This window comes from Frigoribacterium sp. PhB118 (assembly GCF_003751725.1).
Lineage (GTDB): Bacteria > Actinomycetota > Actinomycetes > Actinomycetales > Microbacteriaceae > Frigoribacterium.
In genome coordinates this window covers 615,013-635,211 of record NZ_RKID01000001.1, presented here as the reverse complement: position 1 = coordinate 635,211, position 20,199 = coordinate 615,013, and the positions used below count along the sequence as shown (strand labels likewise).

The 20,199-nt window shown below is 71.7% G+C and carries 23 protein-coding genes; 12 read left to right on the top strand and 11 right to left on the bottom strand.

Features of this window, described 5'->3' with window-relative positions:
- Positions 1-18: 18 nt before the first annotated feature.
- Positions 19-888, bottom strand: coding sequence for an A/G-specific adenine glycosylase (locus EDF21_RS02875; protein ID WP_233568336.1), 870 nt, complete (start codon positions 886-888; stop codon positions 19-21).
- Positions 889-956: 68 nt separating this feature from the next.
- On the opposite strand from EDF21_RS02875, the gene EDF21_RS02870 reads away from it, so the two are divergent.
- Genes EDF21_RS02870 through EDF21_RS02850 form a run of 5 tightly spaced genes read left to right on the top strand, consistent with a single transcriptional unit; the run spans position 957 to position 4,307 of the window.
- Positions 957-1,511, top strand: coding sequence for a hypothetical protein (locus tag EDF21_RS02870; protein WP_123570218.1), 555 nt, complete (start codon positions 957-959; stop codon positions 1,509-1,511).
- A 46-nt stretch (positions 1,512-1,557) separates the two neighbouring features.
- The gene (truB, locus tag EDF21_RS02865) at positions 1,558-2,457 is read left to right on the top strand and encodes a tRNA pseudouridine(55) synthase TruB (RefSeq protein WP_056045807.1); all 900 of its coding nucleotides are present in this window, start codon (positions 1,558-1,560) and stop codon (positions 2,455-2,457) included.
- The gene (locus EDF21_RS02860) at positions 2,454-2,822 is read left to right on the top strand and encodes a hypothetical protein (RefSeq protein ID WP_123570217.1); all 369 of its coding nucleotides are present in this window, start codon (positions 2,454-2,456) and stop codon (positions 2,820-2,822) included. The genes truB and EDF21_RS02860 overlap by 4 nt, the downstream gene beginning before the upstream one ends.
- A 46-nt stretch (positions 2,823-2,868) precedes the next feature.
- Entirely contained in the window at positions 2,869-3,360 is a 492-nt protein-coding gene (locus EDF21_RS02855; protein WP_233568335.1) for a hypothetical protein, read from the top strand.
- 5 nt (positions 3,361-3,365) lie between these two features.
- A complete protein-coding gene (locus tag EDF21_RS02850) occupies positions 3,366-4,307 on the top strand; it encodes a bifunctional riboflavin kinase/FAD synthetase (protein WP_123570216.1) in 942 nt (313 codons plus the stop codon).
- Between the two features lie 146 nt (positions 4,308-4,453).
- Here EDF21_RS02850 and deoC read toward each other — a convergent pair whose 3' ends face one another.
- Entirely contained in the window at positions 4,454-5,182 is a 729-nt protein-coding gene (gene deoC / locus EDF21_RS02845) for a deoxyribose-phosphate aldolase (RefSeq protein WP_123570215.1), read from the bottom strand.
- Between the two features lie 26 nt (positions 5,183-5,208).
- On the opposite strand from deoC, the gene EDF21_RS02840 reads away from it, so the two are divergent.
- The 5 genes from EDF21_RS02840 (at position 5,209) to EDF21_RS02820 (ending at position 9,851) form a co-directional block, all read left to right on the top strand.
- Positions 5,209-6,813 carry an SDR family oxidoreductase gene (locus tag EDF21_RS02840; RefSeq protein WP_123570214.1) on the top strand — a complete coding sequence of 535 codons (1,605 nt, stop codon included), beginning with the start codon at positions 5,209-5,211 and terminating at the stop codon, positions 6,811-6,813.
- Positions 6,810-7,016, top strand: coding sequence for a hypothetical protein (locus EDF21_RS02835; RefSeq protein WP_056045798.1), 207 nt, complete (start codon positions 6,810-6,812; stop codon positions 7,014-7,016). Before EDF21_RS02840 ends, EDF21_RS02835 begins: the two co-directional genes overlap by 4 nt.
- Positions 7,017-7,108: 92 nt before the next feature.
- Entirely contained in the window at positions 7,109-7,693 is a 585-nt protein-coding gene (locus EDF21_RS02830; RefSeq protein ID WP_123570213.1) for a GDSL-type esterase/lipase family protein, read from the top strand.
- Positions 7,694-7,696: 3 nt separating this feature from the next.
- A complete protein-coding gene (locus EDF21_RS02825) occupies positions 7,697-8,068 on the top strand; it encodes a DUF6804 family protein (protein WP_056045790.1) in 372 nt (123 codons plus the stop codon).
- A 127-nt stretch (positions 8,069-8,195) separates the two neighbouring features.
- Entirely contained in the window at positions 8,196-9,851 is a 1,656-nt protein-coding gene (locus tag EDF21_RS02820; RefSeq protein WP_233568391.1) for a stealth family protein, read from the top strand.
- 207 nt (positions 9,852-10,058) lie between these two features.
- Here the strand turns inward: EDF21_RS02820 and EDF21_RS02815 are convergent, their stop codons facing one another.
- On the bottom strand, positions 10,059-10,535 hold the full coding sequence (locus tag EDF21_RS02815) for an NUDIX domain-containing protein (protein WP_123570211.1): 477 nt from the start codon (positions 10,533-10,535) through the stop codon (positions 10,059-10,061).
- Positions 10,536-10,573: 38 nt separating this feature from the next.
- Between EDF21_RS02815 and EDF21_RS02810 the strand changes: the two genes are divergently transcribed.
- Positions 10,574-11,407: an oxygenase MpaB family protein gene (locus EDF21_RS02810; protein WP_123570210.1), complete on the top strand. Its 834-nt coding sequence runs from the start codon at positions 10,574-10,576 to the stop codon at positions 11,405-11,407.
- Between the two features lie 356 nt (positions 11,408-11,763).
- Here EDF21_RS02810 and EDF21_RS02805 read toward each other — a convergent pair whose 3' ends face one another.
- From EDF21_RS02805 to rplU, 4 genes are all read right to left on the bottom strand, one after another.
- Positions 11,764-12,732, bottom strand: a complete 969-nt coding sequence (locus EDF21_RS02805; RefSeq protein ID WP_056045780.1) for a phosphodiesterase — start codon at positions 12,730-12,732, stop codon at positions 11,764-11,766.
- 231 nt (positions 12,733-12,963) lie between these two features.
- The gene (locus tag EDF21_RS02800) at positions 12,964-14,139 is read right to left on the bottom strand and encodes an alcohol dehydrogenase catalytic domain-containing protein (protein ID WP_123570209.1); all 1,176 of its coding nucleotides are present in this window, start codon (positions 14,137-14,139) and stop codon (positions 12,964-12,966) included.
- 124 nt (positions 14,140-14,263) lie between these two features.
- Positions 14,264-14,530, bottom strand: a complete 267-nt coding sequence (rpmA, locus tag EDF21_RS02795) for a 50S ribosomal protein L27 (protein WP_043596143.1) — start codon at positions 14,528-14,530, stop codon at positions 14,264-14,266.
- A 14-nt stretch (positions 14,531-14,544) separates the two neighbouring features.
- The gene (rplU, locus tag EDF21_RS02790) at positions 14,545-14,856 is read right to left on the bottom strand and encodes a 50S ribosomal protein L21 (protein ID WP_054144935.1); all 312 of its coding nucleotides are present in this window, start codon (positions 14,854-14,856) and stop codon (positions 14,545-14,547) included.
- Positions 14,857-14,944: 88 nt separating this feature from the next.
- Here rplU and EDF21_RS02785 point away from each other — a divergent pair, with 88 nt between their 5' ends.
- Positions 14,945-15,586, top strand: a complete 642-nt coding sequence (locus EDF21_RS02785) for a hypothetical protein (RefSeq protein ID WP_056045774.1) — start codon at positions 14,945-14,947, stop codon at positions 15,584-15,586.
- Positions 15,587-15,608: 22 nt separating this feature from the next.
- On the opposite strand, the gene EDF21_RS02780 is transcribed toward EDF21_RS02785, so the two are convergent.
- From EDF21_RS02780 to EDF21_RS02765, 4 genes are all read right to left on the bottom strand, one after another.
- Positions 15,609-16,019, bottom strand: coding sequence for a DUF779 domain-containing protein (locus EDF21_RS02780; RefSeq protein WP_123570795.1), 411 nt, complete (start codon positions 16,017-16,019; stop codon positions 15,609-15,611).
- Between the two features lie 92 nt (positions 16,020-16,111).
- Positions 16,112-17,653: an aldehyde dehydrogenase family protein gene (locus EDF21_RS02775; RefSeq protein ID WP_056045771.1), complete on the bottom strand. Its 1,542-nt coding sequence runs from the start codon at positions 17,651-17,653 to the stop codon at positions 16,112-16,114.
- A gap of 94 nt (positions 17,654-17,747) precedes the next feature.
- The gene (locus tag EDF21_RS02770; protein ID WP_123570208.1) at positions 17,748-18,989 is read right to left on the bottom strand and encodes a GAF domain-containing protein; all 1,242 of its coding nucleotides are present in this window, start codon (positions 18,987-18,989) and stop codon (positions 17,748-17,750) included.
- Positions 18,990-19,219: 230 nt separating this feature from the next.
- Entirely contained in the window at positions 19,220-20,143 is a 924-nt protein-coding gene (locus tag EDF21_RS02765) for an NAD-dependent epimerase/dehydratase family protein (RefSeq protein WP_123570207.1), read from the bottom strand.
- Between the last annotated feature and the right edge of the window lie 56 nt (positions 20,144-20,199).

Sequence of the window (20,199 nt, the reverse complement as noted above, 5' to 3'; positions counted from 1 at the left end):
CGTCAGGACGCCCCCGCCTCAGTCGGGCAGGCGATAGCCCTCGTCGGGCGACCCCGTGGCCAGACCGTCACGGAGCAGCCCGGCGAGGGCTCTCGCGCGTTGCACGTCGTCCGGCCAGACGGTCGCGATCTCGGCCGCCGTGACGGGGACGTCGCTGGCCCGCAGCTCGGCCAGGATCAATCCGCGCACCTGGCGGTCCGATCGCTCGAAGCGGGCCTGGGTCCGGAGGCGCGGCCCGGTGTGCGCAGGACGACCCGCCAGCACCCACGCGCATCGGTCGACCAGCGGGCAGACGTCGCACTTCGGTGACCGCGCCGTGCAGACCAGGGCACCCAACTCCATGACGCCCGCGTTCGTGACCCGCGCCTCCTCGAGGTCGTCGGGCAGCTGCGACTCCATCAGGGGGAGGTCCCGCGAGGCCTTCGGCGCCCACGGTTCGGCGAGTCCCTCGACCGCACGGGCCAGGACCCGGCGGACGTTCGTGTCGACGACGGGGTGCCGGTGGCCGTAGGCGAAGACCGCGACGGCCCGTGCGGTGTAGTCGCCGATCCCGGGCAGGGCCAGGAGCGAGGGGACGTCCTCCGGCACGACCCCGTGGTGTCGCTCGGTGATGGCGACGGCGGCGGCGTGGAGGGCCAGGGCCCGACGCGGGTAGCCGAGGCGTTCCCAGGCGCGCACGGCCTCGGAGGCCGGTGACGCCGCCAGGTCGCGTGGTGTGGGCCAGCGGTCGAGCCACTGCTCGAGTCGTGGCACGACGCGGGCCACGGGGGTCTGCTGGAGCATGATCTCGCTGACCAGCGTGCCCCAGGCCGTGAAGCCGGGACGCCGCCACGGGAGGTCGCGACCGTTCTCGCGGAACCAGGCGGCCACGGCGGGGGAGATGCTCACCGTACGAGCCTACGGCTCGTCGAGGGCGTGCCCGGCGAGGTCCCGGCCGTCGGGCGTACGGTGGCCTCATGACCACCCGATGGGCCCCTGCCAAGAAGGACACGCTGCGCGAACTCGCCACCGAGATCGTGCACAACTACGGGCGCGGACGCGTGCTCGTCGCGATCGACAGCGATGGAGGCGCGGGTGCGGCCGGTCTCGCCGACGACCTCCTCGAGGCCTTCCGCGAGCAGAGCCACGCGGCGTTCCGTGCCTCGCTCGCCGGCTTCGAGAAACGGCCCGCAGGGGCATCTCGTGACTCCGCTCCGGTCCTCGACGAGAGCCTCTTCCGACGGGTGCTCGTCGAGCCGTTCCGGATGGGCGGCAGCACGGGCTGGGTCGACCGGGCCTGGGACGCCGACGCCGACCGTGCGGTCGAGTCCGCCTGGGTCACGGGCCCCGCCGACGCGGTGCTGCTCGTCGACGGCACCGACCTCGCCCGCCCCGGCCTCGCGGGGCTGTGGCACTACCGGGTGTGGGTCACGGCCGACGACTCGCGACTCGACGCCCGGGCCAGGGCCTCGGCCGTCGTCGACAACTCCGACCGCGAGCACCCCCGTCGACGTTTCGACGACGCGTGCTGAGCGCGTCCCCGGCTTGGTCGCGGTCCTGCTGCGCTAACGTCGTCGGGTGAACAGCGGTCTCCTCCTCGTCGACAAGCCGCAGGGCATCACCAGCCACGACGTGGTCTCCCGTGTGCGGAAGGCCGCGGGCACGCGCAAGGTCGGCCACGCCGGCACGCTCGACCCGCTGGCCACGGGGTTGCTGGTCTTGGGCCTGAACTCGTCGACGCGCCTCCTGACCTTCCTGGTCGGCCTCGACAAGGGCTACGACGCCACCATCCGCCTCGGCGTCTCCACCACCAGCGACGACAGCGACGGCGAGGTCGTCTCGACGACCGCGGCCGGAGACGTCACCGACGACGCCGTCGACGCCGGCATCGCGCGACTGACCGGGCCGATCAGCCAGGTGCCCACCACGGTCAGCGCGATCAAGGTCGACGGCCGTCGCGCCTACGACCTCGCCCGTGCCGGGGTCGAGGTCGAGTTGACGGCCCGCGACGTGACGATCTCCGAGTTCACCGTGCTCGAGCGACGCGACGCCGTCGTCGACGGTGTGCCCGTGCGCGACCTCGACGTGCGGGTCTCGTGTTCGTCCGGCACCTACGTCCGGGCCCTCGCCCGCGACCTCGGAGCCGACCTCGGCGTCGGGGGACACCTGACCGCACTGCGTCGGACGCGGGTCGGGCCGTTCGACGTGACCCGCGCCTCCGTCCTCGAGGGCATCGACGTCGCCCCGGCGCTGCTCCCTCCGGTCGACGTCGCCCGCACCCTCTTCCCCGAGTGGTCGATGACCGCTGCCGAGGCCGTCGACCTCGGGCACGGCAAGCGCGTGGCCGTCGAGCTGGCCGACACCCCGGGGCCCGTCGCCGCCGTCACCCCGACGGGCGCCCTCGCCGGCCTGGTCTCGGTGCGGGGCGGGGCCGCCAAGCCCATCGTGAACTTCCCGACCGACGAGGTGCAGGCATGATCGAGTGGTTCACCTGGGTGCAGGTCGTGGTGGCCGTGGTGGCCGGCATCGTCTGCGTGGTCGCCTGCTTCGCCAAGCGTCAGCCCGACGACATCACCGTCGGCACGGGTGCCGTCGTGCTGCTGCTCCTCTTGGTGCAGCTGGTCGTCGCGATCGTCGCGCCCTTCGTCGGCAACGGACCGACGGGCAACCTCGTCGAGTTCTACATCTACCTGGTCTCGGCCATCCTCCTGCCGCCCCTCGCGACGGTCTGGGCCCTCGTCGACCGGACGCGCTGGAGCAACCTCGTGCTGGCGACCTCGTCGTTCGCGATCGCGGTGATGGTCTACCGGATGTTCCAGATCTGGACCGTCCAGGGCCTCTGACCCACCCGGTCGGCGGTGGAGGCGTCGGAGTCCTATCCTTGACGAGATGGTCACTCAGAAGTCAACGCGCGCGGTCGGCCTCGGCCGGGTCCTCATCGCCGTGTACGCCCTCCTCGCCCTCGCCGCCACCGGTCGGTCGGTCTTCCAGATCGCGACCCAGTTCTCCGAGGCCCCGCTGGCCTACACCCTGAGCGCGTTGTCGGCCGTCGTCTACATCGTCGCCACCGTGGCCCTCATCGGTCGTGGCCAGGGGTGGTACGCCGTGGCCTGGGCGACCATCAGCTTCGAGCTCGCCGGCGTCCTGATCATCGGTCTCGTGACCGTGCTCGACCCCGAACTCTTCCCGCACGACACCGTGTGGTCGTTCTTCGGTCGCGGGTACGGCTTCGTGCCGCTCGTCCTGCCCGTGCTCGGCATCCTGTGGCTGCGCCGACAGGGCCGCGTGGCCCGGGCCGTCGACGCCTCGGGGGTCGACCGGGCGGGCGCCGACGGCGTGGGGGCCGGTGGGGTCCCTCGCGACCCGGGCACGACGAGGTAGCGCGCGTGCAGTTCTACGACCTGGTCGGCGACGTGCCGCCCGACTTCGGGCCGAGCGCCGTCACCATCGGCAAGTTCGACGGGGTCCACGTCGGGCACCGCGCCGTGATCGACATGCTCGAGGGGGTGGCGCGCGACGAGCGTCTCGTGTCCACCGTGGTCACGTTCGACCGGCACCCGTTGGCGGTCCTGCGACCCGACGACGTGCCGACGGCTCTCGTCAGCAACCGTCAGAAGCGCGAGCTGCTCGACGAGGCCGGGGTCGCCGCGACCCTCATGCTCACCTTCGACGCCGAGCTGCGGGCGCTGACGCCCGACGAGTTCGTCGACCGCATCCTCGTGGGGGCCCTGCACGCCCGCGTCGTGTTCGTGGGTGACGACTTCCGGTTCGGCGTGCGCGGCAGCGGCACGGTCGACACCCTGCGCGGCCTCGGTGCCTCGCGCGGGTTCCGGGTCGTGTCGATCGACGACGTGAGACCGAGTGGCGGCCGCCGAGCGTCGTCCACCTGGATCCGCGAGCTGATGGACGCGGGTGACGTCCGTGAGGCCGGCGTCCTGCTCGGCCGCGAGCCGTCGGTGCGCGGCATCGTCGTCCACGGAGAACAGCGGGGCCGCGAGCTGGGCTTCCCGACGGCCAACCTGGCCCGCGACAGCGAGGGGTTCGTCCCGGCCGACGGCGTCTACGCCGCCCGGGTCTCGGTCGGCGACACGCTCTACCCGGCGGCCGTGTCGGTCGGCAACAACCCGACGTTCGAGGGGGTGCCGGCCAAGCAGGTCGAGGCGCACCTGCTCGACGTCTCGCTCGACCTCTACGGGCTCGAGGTCACCGTCCACTTCGTCGACTGGGTGCGCGGCAACGTGCGCTTCGAGGGGCTCGACGCCCTGATCGCGCACATCAGGGCCGACGTCGTCCGCACGCGCGAGATCCTGGGGCTGCCGACCGCCTGAGGCGTCACGCGTCACGCGTCGAGCGCTGGGAGTCGATCGTCCGGCGCACGTCGACGGCAGGACGCCGAACCGTGCGGCGGTGCGGCCCGACGGCCTCGAGGAGGCGCGGGTCACGTCGTCGACGTCACCCGCGCCTCCTCGGCTCGTCAGTACGACGTCGTGTCGTCGCCCGCGCCCGAGGCACGGCCCGTCTCGAGGCGGTGCGCCAGGTCGGCGAGGATCGTGCCGCTGGCGCTCGTGCCGAAGCGCGTGACGCCGAGGTCGAGCATCTCGAGCACGGTGTCGAGGCCGCGCACGCCGCCCGAGGCCTTGACCTGCACCGAGTCGGAGACCGCCTCGCGCATGAGGCGCAGGTGCGGGAGCGTCGCCCCGCCCCCCGCGAAGCCGGTGGACGTCTTGACGAAGGCGGCCCCGGCGCGCTCGGCGGCCGTCGAACCCGCGACGATCTGGTCGTCGTCCAGGTAGGCCGTCTCGAGGATGACCTTGACGAGCGTGTCGCCCGCCGCCTCGACCACGCCGCGCACGTCGGCCTCGACCTCGTCGGTCATGCCGCTGCGCAGCCAGCCGATGTTGACGACCATGTCGAGTTCGGCGGCGCCGTCGGCGATCGCCTGGCGCGACTCGGCGGCCTTGGCGGCCGTCGAGGTCGTGCCGTGGGGGAAGCCGATGACGGTGCCGACGAGCACGCCGGTGCCCTCGAGGCGCTCGACGGCGTGCGCGATGTCGGAGGGCCGGACGCAGACGCTGAAGACGTGGTTCGCGGCGGCGTCGTCGAGGGCCGCGTCGACCTCGGCGCGGGTGAGCTCGGGCTTGAGGATCGCGTGGTCGATCATGCCGGCGACGGCGGAGACGGTGGGGAGCTGCTGGGTAGTCATGATGGGGTCCAGCGTAGCTTGGGCCCATGTCAGCGAACACTCCCGACGCCGAGCCGTCGAGCGCCCCCGTCACGAGCGACACCGACCACGCCGTGGCCTCCCGCCGGGTGCTGGTGACCGGGGCGACCGGGTACATCGGCGGGCGGTTGACGCCGCGGCTCGTGGCCGCCGGGGCGGACGTGCGGGTGCTGGTGCGATCGCCCGAGAAGCTGCGCGACGTGCCCTGGTCCGGCGACGTCGAGGTCGTCCAGGGTGACCTGACCGACCCCGAGACGGTGCGTCCGGCCATGGAGGGCGTCGACGTCGTCTACTACCTCGCCCACGCGATGGGTGGCAAGGGCGACTTCGAGCGCGCGGAGGCCGATGCGGCGCACACCGTCGCCGACGCGGCGCGCGACGCGGGTGTCCGCCGGATCGTCTACCTCGGCGGACTGCACCCCGAGGGCGACCTGTCGAAGCACCTGCAGTCGCGCAAGGACGTCGGCGACGTCCTGCTGGCGAGCGGGGTCCCGACCGTCGCCCTGCAGGCCGGCGTCGTCATCGGGTCGGGCAGCGCCTCGTTCGAGATGGTGCGCCACCTGACGGACGTGCTGCCCTACATGCCGGCACCGAAGTGGGTCCGCAACTTCATCCAGCCGATCGCCGTCCGCGACGTGCTGCACTACCTGCTCGGGGCGGCCGACGTGCCCGACGACGTCAACCGCACCTTCGACATCGGCGGTCCCGACGTGCTCCGGTACGGGCAGATGATGAACGGGTACGCCCTCGAGGCCGGCCTCAAGCAGCGGCCGATCGCGTCCCTCCCCGTCTTCACCCCGTGGCTCGCCTCGCAGTGGGTCAACCTCGTCACCCCCGTGCCCCGTGCCCTCGCCGTGCCGATCATCGCGTCGCTGCAGTACGACTGCGTCGTGCGCGAGCACGACATCGACGCCGTCGTGCCCCCGCCCGCCGAGGGGCTGCTGCCCTACCGTCGCGCCGTCCGCCTCGCCCTGCAGCGTGAACAGGACGGCGACGTCGAGACCAGCTGGCAGGACTCGTCGGTCGCCGGCGCGCCGAGCGACCTGCTGCCGAGCGACCCCGACTGGTCCGGGCACATCGTCTACACCGACGACCGGCAGACCGACACCTCCGCTCCGGCCGCCGAGCTCTGGAAGGTGCTCGAGAGCATCGGCGGCGAGAACGGGTGGTACTCGTTCCCGCTGGCGTGGTCGGCCCGCGGCTGGATGGACCGACTGGTCGGGGGAGTGGGCCTCCGTCGCGGCCGCCGCAGTGCGACCACCCTGCGCGTCGGTGACGCCCTCGACTGGTGGCGGGTCGAGAAGCTCGATCGCGGCCACCTGCTGCGGCTCCGGGCCGAGATGAAGGTCCCCGGAGGCGCGTGGCTGGAACTCACGGTCGAGCCGCGTCGCGACGGTGGCTCGCACTACCGCCAACGCGCGGTGTTCTTCCCGCAGGGACTCGGCGGGCGCCTCTACTGGTTCGCGATCCTGCCGTTTCATGGCGTGATCTTCTCGGGCATGCTGCGGCGCATCACGGCGACGGCCGAGCGGGAGGCGGCCGCCCGGGCGACCGGCGAGCGGGTGGCCGGTGCCGCGGGCGGGGCCACGACCGACGCGACGGCCGTGGCGTGACCGACCCGCGCCTCCTCGTCCTGGCGTCGTCGCCGGTGCCGCTGTACCCGGCGGGCGACGAGGCCATGTCGCCCGTGCCGTTGTGGCTCGGGGTGCTGTTCGGGGTGCTCGTCGTCGTGTCGTCGTTCGTGGTGCTGCTGCCGCGCGTCCGCCACGCGCTCGACCGCGTCTGGTCGAAGAGGCCGCGGCGCTTCCGTCAATGAGGTCGGGGCGGTGCGCACGCGCGCGCCGGTTCGCGGCTCCCAGCGGGTGATGGCACGATGGGGGCACTTCAGCAGACCACCAGGAGGTCGTGATGACACACCGAGAGACCGTCGCCTTCGTCGGCGACAGCTTGACCGAGAACGGCGACTGGGCGGCGTGGTTGCCCGACGAGCAGGTCGTCAACCTGGGCGTCGGGGGCGACACGGTCGCCGGCCTGACCGAACGGCTCCACGACGTCGTGGCCGCGAACCCCGACTCCGTCGTGCTCATGATCGGCACCAACGACTTCACCGCGCGACGCTCGGTCGAACAGGTGGTGCGCGGCATCGAGAACCTCATGGTGGCGATGCGTCGTGAACTGCCCGGCACGCGTCTGCTGTTGCAGTCGATCGCGCCGCGGGGGGCGGAGTTCGCACCCCGCCTCAAGGACGCCAACCGCCACCTCCGTCAGTTCTCCTCGACGGTCCGGGCGCAGTGGCTCGACCTCTGGCCCGCCCTCGCCGACGAATCCGGTGACGCGCTGCGACCCGAGTTCGCCGCCGACCACGTCCACCTCAGCGACGCCGGCTACCAGGCCTGGTTGAGCGAACTGCAGCCGGCCCTCGAGCGCCTGCGTGACGAGCCGCCGATGAGCCGTCCGATCAGCGTCCTCGACGTCGCCTACGACATCGAGTAGGCGGTGCCCACCCCCACCGCCCCCGCGTTCACGCGTCCGGCCCTGGCGCCCGGCCTGATCGCGGCCATCGCCCTGCTGGCCGGCACCGCGTTGCTCGGCTCGGACGTCTTCACCGTGTTCCGGTACGTGGTGTCGATCTTCGCCCTGATCGTCCTCGTCTTCGCCTACCGGGGGCGTGCCTGGTGGGCGCTGCCCCTGCTCGCCGCCGTGGCCGTCCTCTGGAACCCGGTGTTCGTGGTGCCCGTCCAGCCCGACCTCTGGCAAGGGTTGCAGTTCGTCGCCGCGGCGCTCATGATCGCCGTCGGGGTGCTCGTGAAGGTGCCGACCGCGGCCGCGACGACCACGGGGGCCGCCCCGGTCCGAGGCCGTCGCTGACCGTCGTGGGCAGCGGATCCGCCGAGGTGCCTCCGACCCCGTAAAATGCCGAGGGTGCGTCCGCCCGCCCGAGGCCCGCACGGAAGGTTGAGTCTGCATGGCCACGGAGATCCCCGGTACGTCAGAGATGGTCGGCACGTCCGAGAGCCCTCTCCTGACCCCTCGTCACCGAGCCGGTGGTCTCGACCGAGAGGACGTCGTCGTCCGCAAGGGCCAGTTCACGCTCCTCAACGGTCACCTCACGCCCCAACAGTCGATGATCGAGGACCTGCTCTACATCCGGCGGGTGCTCGACGCCGCCCAGGTGCCCTTCCTGCTCGTGCGCGGAAACGACGTCCGCCCGGTGATCGCCGTCGACACCGTCCACCGTGACCGCTTCACCGCCGCCATGGTCGCGGCCTCGGCCACCGAGCCCTTCTACGCCAAGCCCCGCAAGGGTCAGGCGTCCCTCGTCATCGAGGGCGGGCTCGAGCTCGAGACGGAGCGGGTCTTCCGTGTCTACCGGCCGCGCGTCGAACCCATCGGCCGCCTCCGCTACGGCGCGGGCACGGCCGTGCAGGTCGAGTTCTGGATCATCACCGACGACGAGATCCTCGCCCCGACCGAGAACGCACTGATGCGCACCGAACTGCCCCGTGCCGAGGCCGTCGAACAGACCGTCGAGCGGTACGGCATCGAGTGGCCCACCCTCGAGCACATGTTCGACGACCACGCCACCGACATCACCTTCGACATCGACATCGTCTTCTCGTGGGTCGACGGCAACTCCATCGAGTACCAACGTGCCCGGGCCGCCCAGGCAAAACGTCACGTGGTCGGCGAGGGCGACGACTCGGCGGCCCGGTTCCGTCAGATCGACGAGCTCAAGTACGCCCTGCGGTCGGTATACATGTTCGCCCCGTGGGTCCGGAACATCTACATCGCGACCGACTCGCCCGTGCCCGAGTGGTTGGGCGAGCACCCCCGCGTCCGCGTCGTGCGCAGCGAGGAGTTCTTCAGCGACCTCTCGATGCTCCCGACGCACAACTCGCAGGCCGTCGAGTCGCAGCTGCACCACATCGAGGGTCTCAGCGAGCACTTCCTGTACTCGAACGACGACATGTTCTTCGGGCGACCCGTCGCGCCGAGCATGTTCTTCTCTCCGGGCTCCGTCACCAAGTTCATCGAGGCCGACACCCGCATCGGGCTCGGGCACAACAACATCGACCGCAGCGGGTTCGAGAACGCCGCGCGGGTCAACCGCCGCCTGCTGCAGCAGCGCTTCGGCCGCGTCCTCACCCGCCACCTCGAGCACACGGCCGCGCCGCTGCGCCGCAGCGTCCTGTTCGAGATGGAGCACGAGTTCGCCGACGAGTTCGCCGCCACCGCAGGCAGCCCCTTCCGTGCGAAGGAGAACATCTCGGTCACGAACTCGCTCTACCACTACTACTCGCTGATGACGGGTCGGGCGATCGTGCAGGAGAACGCGAAGGTCAGCTACATCGACACCACGATGGTGTCGGGCCTGGCGTCGTTGTCCGAGGTGCTGAAGAAACGCGCGTTCGACTTCTTCTGCCTCAACGACGGCAGCTTCCCCGAGGTCACCGACGACGAGCGGACCGCGACGGTCACGGACTTCCTCGAGCGGTACTACCCGTTCCCCGCACCGTGGGAGAAGGACGAGATGCAGCGCGTCGCCCTCGAGAACGCCGAGCAGGACAGGCGGGCACTCGGAGCCGAGGCGGCGCAGTCGGGCGAGGCGACCGGACCGTCGTCCCAGCGGGGGCTCGAAGGGTCGGACTGACGCCGGTCGTACCCGCGTCGCGAGTGTGACGGGCGTGGCCGTCGCCGTCGCCCGTCGCCGGTCGCTGGCGCCGGGTGCCGGTCACCGGCCCCGGGTGCCGGTCACTGGCGCCGGGTGCCGGTCACTGGCGCCGGGTGCCGGTCACTGGCGCCGGGTGCCGACGCCGGACACCGGCGCGGTGGCCGTCACCGTCGTCCGGACGGCCGCTCAGCTCGACGAGGTGCCGAAGCGGGCGGCCTGTTCGCCCGAGAGTGCGGTGTCGAGACGAGAGAGCATGTCCGGGCCCATGGGCGGCAGGTCGTCCAGCCGGAACCACCGCGCCTCGGTGTTCTCGCCGTCCGCGGGGGAGGGCTCGCCCGAGACGTAGCGCATCACGAAGGTGTGGTCGAGGTACTGCGCGCGGTCGCCGTTCGGATAGACGACCTCGTCGGTCACTCCGATCGAGGCCAGCCGTTCGGGGACGACGTTCAGGTCGGCTTCCTCGAGGGTCTCGCGGACGGCGGCGTCGGCGGGGTGCTCGCCCGGGTCGACGATGCCCGTCACCGGCGTCCAGGCGCCGGTGTCGGCTCGGCGCACCAGCAGCGTCTCGTCACCGCGCACCACGACCGCGGTGACGCCGGCGAGCCACAGCGGTGCCGTGCCGATCTTCTCGCGCAGGGACAGGACGAAGTCGGGGGTGGCCATGTCAGCACCCTACCGACGGCCCGCCGTAGGCTGACCGCATGCGACTGCCCTGGACCCTTCACGGCTCGGACGTGCGGCGCATCTCCGACATGGCGGGCGAGTCGTTGCTCCTGGCCGGTGGGGGCCGGGCGATCCTGCTGCAACTCGCGAACCCCGGGGTGGGGCACGGCGTCGCCGAGCACAGCGACTTCGTCGAGCGCCCGTTGTCGCGGTTGCACGGCACCATGACGTACCTCTACGCCATCGTCTTCGGCACCCCGTCCGAGGTGGCCCACGTCCGCCGGGTCGTCGGGCGGGCGCACCGTCCGGTGCACGACGGCGGGTCCTCGCCGGTGCGGTACGACGCGTTCGACCCCGATCTGCAGCTCTGGGTCGCAGCCACGCTCTACGACTCGGCCGTGCAGCTGTTCGAGCGGGTGCACGGGCCGATCGACCCGGCCCACGCCGAGACCGTCTACCAGGACTACGCCCTCGTCGGCACGTCGCTGCAGATGCCGCGCGAGGTGTGGCCGGCCGATGCGGCGTCGTTCCGGCGCTACTGGGACGACGCCGTCGCGCACCTCGTGGTGGACGACGTCACGCGTCGGGTCGCCCACGAGTTGTTGCACCCGACGACGGGGCCGTGGTGGCTGCGGGCGGTGATGCCGCTCGCCCGGCTCGTCACCGCGGGGTTGTTGCCGGGTCGAGTCCGTGACGACTTCGGCTTGCCCTGGTCGCCGGCCATCCAACGCCGCTACGACCGGGTGATGCGCGTCACGGCTGCGGTCGTCCCGCATCTGCCACCGCGCCTCCGTCACGTCCTCCGCGACGGGTACCTGCGTCGGCTGCGTGCGGCCATGGCCTCGGAGGCCCGCACCCCCGCGCACGGCTGACCCGGCCCGTGGCCGGCGCCCGGGTCGGCACCGCCCGCTTTCCGTCACGGAGTCCTCGTCCCTCGTCGGCAACTCCTGACTCCCGTCACGGCGATCGCAGGCGGGGGCGTGTCGGCGTCGATCGAGCGACGTGAAGCAGGAATTGCCGACTCGCGCGGGCCGTGTTCGGGGCGGTCGGTCGTCGTCGGCGTGGCTGCGTCGGGAGGGGCGGGGTCGACGGCACCGAGCGAGGGTCGACAACTCCTGCCCTGTGCCGCACGACGGGCCAGGGAAGGGGGCACCGGCCGTCGCGCGCAGCATGAGCCAGGAGTTGCCGACGGTGCACGAGACCGGCTGCGGCGGGCGGGCCCGCCCGGTCAGAGCGTGTCGATCGGCCCCGTCAGCGCGAGGTCGCGCGGCACCACGGGCACCGGTGCCGTGTCCGTCGCGCGGTGGCGGGGGGCGGCGGGGGCGATGCGCACGCCGGCGACGGCGAGACGCTCGGCCACCACGTCGGCGGGCACGTACTCGCCCACGGTCTCGTAGGTGCCGATCGGCACGACCGAGTGCACGACGGTGCCCTCGTAGACGTGCACCAGGTTGAACGCCTGGGCACCGTCGCGGCCGCGGGTTCCGCCGCCGGCGACGTTGAGGTCCTGCGTGTAGCAGGTGGCCGACGCGACCGAGACGGGGACGCCCGCGAAGGTGGCGTTGGTCGAGTAGTGCAGGTGCCCGGCGATGATGGAGCGGACGTCGCTGCCCTCGATCACCTCGGCGAGGGCCGCCTGGTCACGCAGCTCGACGAGGGCCGTCAGGTCCTGCACGCTCGGGACCGGCGGGTGGTGCATGGCGATGATGGTGCCGTCGGGGGCATCGGTCGAGAGCTCCTCGGCGAGCCAGTCGAGCTGGTCTCCCGAGAGCCGGCCGAAGTGGTGGCCGGGCACGGTCGTGTCGAGGGTGATGACGCGCAGGCCGTTGACGTCGTAGACGAGATCGACGGGTCGCTGCGACGGCAGCTGCCCGAAGAGCTCGGACCGGAACGCGCTGCGGTCGTCGTGGTTGCCCATGGCCCAGATGACCTGGGCTCCGAGTCGCTCGGCGACGGGCTCGATCAGGGCGCGGAGCTTGCGGTAGGCGTCCGGCTCGCCCTTGTCGGCGAGGTCGCCCGTGAAGACGATGGCCTCGGGCCGCCCGTCGGACGCCTCGATCTCGTCCATGATCTGACGGAGCCGGGCCTCGCTGTCGACGGCGCCGTAGAGGTCGCGGTCCCCGCCGACGAGGTGCGTGTCGCTGAGGTGCAGGATGAAGTGGTTCGGCCTGGGGTGTTCGGCCGTCCGGAGATCCATGGTTCTCTCAATCGATGTCGCCGACGTGGGCTCGGGACGAGACCCTCGTTGTTGATTCGTCACCAGTCCATCACCCGTTTGCCATGAGTGGGGTGAACGTGCGCGCGCGTTTCGGTGAACGGTCGTCGAACAGGCCGCATTCCCGAGCGACGACGCTAGCCCGCCTCACGGGACGACGCGACCCCCAGGAGGCGGGGGTCGCGTCGTCGAGGTCTCTGACGTGTCGAGGCGTCAGGGCTTGAGGACGACCTTGATGCAGCCGTCCTCCTTGTTCTTGAAGACGTCGTACATGGCGGCGCCCTCGGAGAGCGGCACCGGGTGGGTGACGAGGTCCTCGGTGCCGAGCGGGTCGGTCGGGTCCTCGACGAGGGGCATCAGGGTGTCCATCCACTTCTGGACGTTGCACTGGCCCATCTTGATGGTGATCTGCTTGTCGAAGAGCGTGAGGAAGGGCGTGGGGTCGGCCGTGCCGCCGTAGACCCCGCTGAGCGAGACGGTGCCGCCACGGCGCACGATCTCGAAGGCGAGGTGCATGGCGCCGAGGCTGTCGATGCCGGCCTTCTGCATGACGGCCTGGCCGATCGCGTCGGGCAGGGCGGCGGCGAACTTCTGCACGAGGCCGATGCCGGCGTGCTCGTGTGCCTCCATGCCGACGGCGTCGACGACGGAGTCGGGTCCGCGGTCGTCGGTCATGCCCTTGACGACGTCGGCGACGTCCTTCGTCAGGTCGAGGACCTCGACGCCGTGGCGCTCGGCCATGGCGCGACGCTCGGGCACCGGATCGATGCCGATGACGCGGTAGCCGCGGTACTTGCCGATGCGCGACGCGAACTGGCCGACCGGGCCGAGGCCCAGGACGACCAGGGTGCCGCCTTCGGGCACCTGGGCGTACTCGACGCCCTGCCAGGCGGTCGGCAGGATGTCGCTGAGGAAGAGGTAGCGCTCGTCGGGCAGGTCGGCGCCGACCTTCACGAGGTTGGCGTCGGCACGCGCGATCCGCAGCTGCTCGGCCTGGCCACCGGGCACCTGGCCGTAGAGCTTGCTGAAGCCGTAGAGGGTGGCGCCCGAGTCGTACTCGGTGACCTGGGTGGTCTCGCACTGCGAGAAGAGCCCGCGGTCGCACATGAAGCAGTGGCCGCACGCGATGACGAAGGGGACGACGACGCGGTCGCCGACCTCGATGCGGCTGACCTCGGAACCGACCTGGGTGACGATGCCCATGGTCTCGTGGCCGAGCACGTCGCCCTTGTCGAGGAACGCGCCCAGGGCGTCGTACAGGTGCAGGTCGCTTCCGCAGATCGCGGCCGACGTGACCTTGATGACCGCGTCGCTCGGGTCGATGATCGTGGGATCGGGGACGTCCTCGACGGAGACGTTGGTGACGGACTGGTACGTGAGTGCCTTCATCGTTCCCGTCTACGCGTCCTCGCCCCGTGCCGCCTGGACGAGGGGTACAGCGGGCACGGAAAAGCCTCGGGGCGGCCGGGCCTGGGCCCGACCGCCCCGAGGCGGATGACGCGTGTGCTGTCGCCTAGGCGACGGCCGTCGCGGAGGCGACGATGTTGACGACCTTGCGGCCGCCCTTGTTGCCGAACTCGACCGAGCCGGGGGCGAGGGCGAAGAGGGTGTCGTCTCCGCCGCGGCCGACGTTGACGCCGGGGTGGAAGTGGGTGCCGCGCTGGCGGACGATGATCTCGCCGGCGAGGACGACCTGGCCGCCGAAGCGCTTCACGCCGAGGCGCTGTGCGTTCGAGTCACGACCGTTGCGGGTGGACGATGCGCCCTTTTTGTGTGCCATGTGGTGTCAGCCCCTTAGTTGGTGGTGATCGAGGTGATCTTGACGCGGGTCAGGTCGGCACGGAAGCCCATGCGACGCTTGTAACCGGTCTTGTTCTTGTAGTTCTGGATGACGATCTTCGGGCCGCGCAGGTCGTTCAGGACCTCGCCCTCGACGGTGACCTTGGCCAGGTCGTCGCCCGACAGGATGGTGTCGCCGTCGACGTGCAGGACGGGGACGAACGAGACGGTGTCGGCGGTCGCGGCCTTGAGGCGGTCGACGGTCAGGATCGTGCCGACCTCGACCTTCTCCTGACGGCCACCGGCGCGCACGATTGCGAAAGCCATGGGAACTCCAAAAAAGTGGGGGATGTGACGCCCGGACTGCCGGACGACGTCGTGGTGCCACGAAGGCAACTTGGATAGTCTTTCACAAATGTCACGACCGATCAAACTTCGCCGCCCGCCACAGTTCACGGCCGAGATCGTCGACGACGCCCGCCGGCGGCTCCTCGACCTGCTGGACGACCTCGAGACGCTCACCACCGAGCACGCCGACGACATCGAGGTCTGGGGTTCGGCCGTGACGACCGCCGGCTGGGAGATCGCGAGCCTCGGCCAGTGGCTCGGCCTCGAGGGCGAGGCGGTGCTGCTGCTCGGCGGCGCGTCCTACCCCGAGATCGCCGAGCACCAGGGCACCAGCGCCTCGGCCGTGTACGCGCGCGTCGGCCGATCGCTCACCCTCGCGCCCTACGCGCACGCCTCCGGTGCCGACGGTGCGACCACCCGGGTCTCGGCCGAGGGACTCGACCAGGCCCGGGCCGAGTACGACCAGGAGGCGCGGGCCGGCGACCCGACGGACGTCGCCCCGGCGACCGCGCCCGTCGGCGACTCCCTGGCCGACCGCGTGCCCGAGGTGCTGCGGAACGGGGCCCGGCGCACCACCGAGATCGTCGCCGCCCTGCCCGACTACCGCCGGAGCAGCGTGCTCTCGACGCTGAGCGTCCTCGCCCGACAGGGAGTGGTCGACCGGGTGGGGCACGGCGTCTACGCCCTGCCCCACCCGCCGACCGACTGAGTCCCCGGGCGGCGTCGGCCGATCAGGCCGGGGTGTCGCCCACCGCATCGTCGAGTCCGAACGCCCGCAGCTCGTCGTCGTCCAGCAGTCGTGACCTGATCAGGAACCGCCGGCCTTCCGGGCTCTCGATCGAGAACCCGGCCCCGCGGCCCGGCACGACGTCGATCGTGAGGTGCGTGTACTTCCAGTACTCGAACTGGCTCCGGGACATGTAGACCTCGATCGGGTCGATCCCGTCGACGTGCAGGTCGCCCAGATGGACGTCGACGGCTCCCACCCGGAAGAACCCGACGGGGTAGCACATCGGCGACGAACCGTCGCAGCAGCCACCCGACTGGTGGAACATCAGCGGGCCGTGCTGCGCCGTCAGGGACACGAGGAACGCCGCCGCCTCGGGGGAGACGTCGACCCGGGAGGGGGTGGCGGCGACCATCCCGGAGGCGTGGGCCGGCGTGACCGCGCCGACCCGCGCCTCCTCGGCTGCTGCCGCTGCCGGCGCGGCGGCGGCCGTCTGCTCGGGCGTCATCAGAAGAAGCCCATCGGACCGTCCGCGTAGCTGACCAGCAGGTTCTTGGTCTGCTGGTAGTGGTCGAGCATCATCTTGTGGTTCTCGCGACCGATGCCGGACTGCTTGTAGCCGCCGAACGCCGCCCCGGCGGGGTACTGGTGGTACGTGTTCGACCAGACGCGACCGGCCTGGATGTCGCGGCCGGCCCGGTAGAGCTGGGCACCGTTGCGGCTCCAGACGCCGGCACCGAGACCGTAGAGGGTGTCGTTGGCGATCTTGATGGCGTCGTCGTAGTCGCTGAAGCTCGTCAGGGACAGGACGGGGCCGAAGATCTCCTCCTGGAAGATCCGCATCGAGTTGCGGCCCTCGAAGATCGTCGGGTTGACGTAGTAGCCGCCGGTCAGGTCGCCGCCCAGGTCGGCCCGGTCGCCGCCGAGCAGCAGCGTCGCGCCTTCCTGCTTGCCGATGTCCATGTAGCTCAGGATCTTCTCGAGCTGGTCGTTGGACGCCTGGGCGCCGATCATGGTGTCCATCGAGAGCGGGTCGCCCTGCTTCACCTTCTTCACCCGCTCGACGCCGTCGGCGGTGAACTGGTCGTAGATCGACTGCTGCACGAGCGCCCGGCTCGGGCAGGTGCACACCTCGCCCGAGTTCAGGTTGAAGAACGAGAAGCCCTCGAGGGCCTTGTCGTAGAAGTCGTCCCGTTCGTCGGCGACGTCGGCGAAGAAGACGTTCGGGCTCTTGCCGCCGAGCTCGAGCGTCACCGGGATGAGGTTCTCGCTCGCCATCTGCATGATCAGGCGCCCGGTGGTGGTCTCGCCGGTGAACGCGATCTTGCGGATGTTCGGGTGGCTCGCCAGGGGGGCGCCGGCCTCGACGCCGAAGCCGTTGACGATGTTGAGCACCCCGGCGGGCAGGAGGTCCTTGACGAGGTCCATGAAGACGTGGATCGACGCGGGGGTCTGCTCGGCCGGCTTGAGGACGACGCAGTTGCCGGCGGCGAGGGCGGGGGCGAGCTTCCACACGGCCATCAGCAGCGGGAAGTTCCAGGGGATGATCTGGCCGACCACGCCGAGCGGTTCGTGGAAGTGGTAAGCGACGGTGTCGGCGTCGATCTCGCCGGTCGAACCCTCCTGCGCCCGGATCGCCCCGGCGAAGTAGCGGAAGTGGTCGATCGCGAGCGGGACGTCGGCGGCGAGGGCCTCACGGATGGGCTTGCCGTTGTCCCAGGTCTCGGCGACGGCGAGCATCTCGAGGTTCGCCTCCATGACGTCGGCGATCCTGTTGAGGATCAGCGCGCGTTGGGCGATCGTCGTCTTCTTCCACGAGTCGAACGCGCGCCAGGCGGCCTCGACCGCCTTGTCGACGTCCGCGGCGTTGCCCCGGGCGACCTCCGTGAAGACCTTGCCGTTCACCGGGCTCGGGTTCTCGAAGTACTGCCCGCTCGCCGGGGCGACGTACTCGCCGCCGATGAAGTGGTCGTAGCGGGGCTTGAAGGCCACCTTCGCGTCGGGCCGTCCCGGCGCGGCGTAGGTGTTCGGGGGAGTGGTGACGGTCATGACGGTCCCTTTCGACGACGGTGTCGGGTCGGTGGCGGGGGTCGCCCGCCGCTGGCGGCAGGCTACGTCGGGCGGGGTTGCATCCGGTTGCGCGTCAGTCCCGGCCCCCGAGCGCCTCGAGGTGCGCGACCAGGTGCGTCCGCCGGGGCGATCCCGGCGGAAGCCGACGCAGCAGCTCGAGCAGCACGCGCACGTCGTCGCGACCCGCGTCCGACTCGGAGTAGGACACCAGGCTCTCGATCGACCCGCCGGTGAGCAGCGCGTCCCGGACGGTCGCCGCGACCTCGACCCGCAGCGCCACGACGCCGGGTGCCGTGGACGAGGGCAGCGCCGGGCCGGTGTCGGCTCGCACGGCGGCGCGGTGGGCACCGCGGTCGACGAGTCCGACGAGCGCGTCGAGGTCGAGGGCCACCGGGCGGGGCAGGCGGTACGGGCGCGACAGGGGGACCAGCGTGGGGTCGAGGGCCTCGACGACGTGCCGTAGGCGCACCATCTCGGGACGCAGGGTGGACACCGCGTCGACGTCGCCGTAGACCGCGTCGGCCAATTCGTGAGCGGTGTACCCGGCGGTCCGGTGGGCGAGCAGGGTCATGATCTCGGAGTGCCGGGCACCCAGCGCGATGCGGCCGTCCCCGACCGTGAGGACGGCTTCGTCACGGCCCAGGGTCGTCAGGCCGGCGGGGGAGCCCGGACCGGGTCGGACCGGCCGCCGGGGAGTGCGGGTCGGGACGCGATCGACCGCGGCCAACCCCAGGAGCGCGAGGTGCGCCTCCACGGCCGCGACGGTCGCCGTGACCAGGGGCAGCGTCAACGAGCCGGCCGCCCGCTCGTCTCCCGTGATGTCGACGACTCCGATGACGTGCCCGTCGACGGGATCGTGGACCGGGACGGCCGTGCAGCTCCAGGCCCGCACGCGGTGGTTCCAGTGCTCGTCGCCGCGGATCTGCACGCCCCGGTCGAGCACGAGGGCGGTGCCGGGGGCCGAGGTGCCGACCCGCGACTCCGACCAGCCCGCACCGGCGACGAACAGCATGTCCTCGGCTCGGCGGCGGGCCGCGTGGTCGCCCTCGACCCAGAGCAGGCGTCCGTGCTCGTCGCCCATCGCGACGAGCAGTCCCGAGCCCGAGACGTCGTCCGTGAGCAGACGACGCACCACGGGCAGCGCGAGCGCCAACGGGTGGTCCCGACGCCAGTCGTCGAGGTCGTCCTCGGGCAGCTCGAGTCGGGGCAGGCCGTCGGGATCGAGCCGGTGCCGGGAGGCGCGGTCCCACGAGTCGCGCACCACCCGGCGCTGCGGCCCGACGTCGCGGGGCGGAGGGCTCGCGGTCAGCGTCATGGAGCACCAATCGTCGTCGATCGGGGCGAGTCGGCCGTCGTGCGGCGTCGTCGCCGGGGTGCTGTCAGCGTACGGCGGCGTGCGGCCGTCGGGGAAGGGCGGCGCGTGGGGGTCTGCTGTGACCTCGGGGAACCGTCCGTCCCGTCGGCAACTCCTGCTTCCCGTCGCGCCGTCGCGGGAAGCCCCGGGGGCAGGGGCCGTCGTCGTGCGCGGGCGACAGGAGTCAGGAGTCACCGACGCACGGCGTCGCGGGCGGCCGCGATCGTCGCGTCCAGCGCCTCGGGCCACGGGGTCGGTCCGATGTCGAGCAGGCGTTCGCTCTCGGACGAGTCCACGACGAAGGGCGAGTCGAACTGGTACTTCATCGCCCTCACCTCGCGGAGGAACGGCACCGTGCGGGTCAGGCCGGCCCACAGCAGCGGGTTCCACGGGCGGACGCGACCGGTCAGGCCGTACCGGCGCCGCGCCTCCTCGGCGATCGCGACCCGTGAGGCGTGGGTGGCGTGCGGCGTCAGCCAGGCGCGTCCCCACTCGTCGCGGTCGATGGCGGCCACGAGGGTCGAGACGACGTCGGGCAGGTACGCCCAGGCGTGCGGCTGGCTCACGTCGCCGACCGCGTGGGCGGTGCGGCCCGCGACGAGCGGCCCGAAGAAGTCGCTGCCGAGGTGGGCGTTGCGCCCGGCGCCGGGCCCGAAGTAGTCGCTCGCGCGCACCTCGACGGCCCGGACGCCCCGGTCGGCCGCGGCCAGGAGCCGCTGCCAGCTGTCGGCGCGCACCCTGCCCTTCCCCTCGGCGGAGGCGAGGGGCGTGTGTTCGGTCATCGGCTCGGACACCGGCCCGTGGCCGTAGAGGTTGCCCATCAGCACGATGCCCGCCCCCGTGGTGACGGCCGTCTCGATCAGGGCCGTGGTGATGGCCGGCCACTCGACGCCCCAGGCGGGGTAGGGCGGGTTCGAACAGACCACGATCGTGTCGACGCCGTGGGCCGCGTTCGTCAGGGCGGCGGCGTCCTTGGCGTCGAGCGTGAACGGGGCGGCCCCGGTGATCGCGGTGCCGCGGCGGGTGGCGACGCGCACGGTGTCGCCCCGCTCGGCGAGGCGGCGGACGAGGGGGGTGCCGATGGCTCCGGCTCCGACGACGAGATGGGTGGGCATGGGGTCCTCCTGGGGCAATGAGCGAGAGCGGTGCTCTCGGATCTGACCCTAGGGTC